The organism is Paraburkholderia fynbosensis (genome assembly GCF_902859935.1).
GTDB classification, from domain to species: domain Bacteria; phylum Pseudomonadota; class Gammaproteobacteria; order Burkholderiales; family Burkholderiaceae; genus Paraburkholderia; species Paraburkholderia fynbosensis.
Genome location: NZ_CADIKI010000085.1, coordinates 1 through 673, shown reverse-complemented (window position 1 = coordinate 673; position 673 = coordinate 1). Strand labels below are relative to the sequence as shown.

The following is a 673-nucleotide window of genomic DNA, read 5'->3' as shown; positions in this document are numbered from 1 at the left end:
GACGGTGACGGTGACCTATCCGGATGGCAGCACGGGCACGACCAAGGCAGATGCCTCGGGCAACTACTCGGTGTCGACGGATGTGCCGCAGACGAGCGGCACGGTGGAAGCTGTGGCAACGGACCGCTCGGGCAATGAAAGTGCGCCGACGGACGTGGCCTACACGGACACGACTGCGCCGCACTCGCCGGCAGTCAACGTGACGCCGAACGCCGATGGTGGCCTGACGGTGGGCGGCATGGCCGAGCCGGGCTCGACCGTGACGGTGACGTATCCGGACGGCAGCACGGGCTCGACCGTGGCGGACGCTTCGGGCAATTACAGTGTGTCGACGGACGTACCGCAGACGAACGGCACGGTGGAAGCGGTCGCGACCGATCCGGCAGGCAACGCAAGCGCGCCGACGGACGTGAACTATGCGGACACCACGGCGCCTGACGCGCCGCTGGTGAATCTCACGCCGAACGCGGATGGTGGCCTGACGGTGTCGGGCACGGCGGAAGCTGGCTCGACCGTGACGGTGACGTATCCGGACGGCAGCACGGGCTCGACCGTGGCAGATGCTTCGGGCAACTACTCGGTGTCGACGGACGTACCGCAGACGAGTGGCACGGTGGAAGCTGTGGCAAAGGACGCCGCGGGCAATACCAGCGCGCCGACCGATGTGAACTAC

At 67.5% G+C, this 673-nt stretch carries 1 protein-coding gene; it reads left to right on the top strand.

From position 1 onward, the window contains the following. On the top strand, positions 1-673 hold a 673-nt coding region (locus HV770_RS38110; RefSeq protein WP_246291638.1), incomplete at both ends, for an Ig-like domain-containing protein.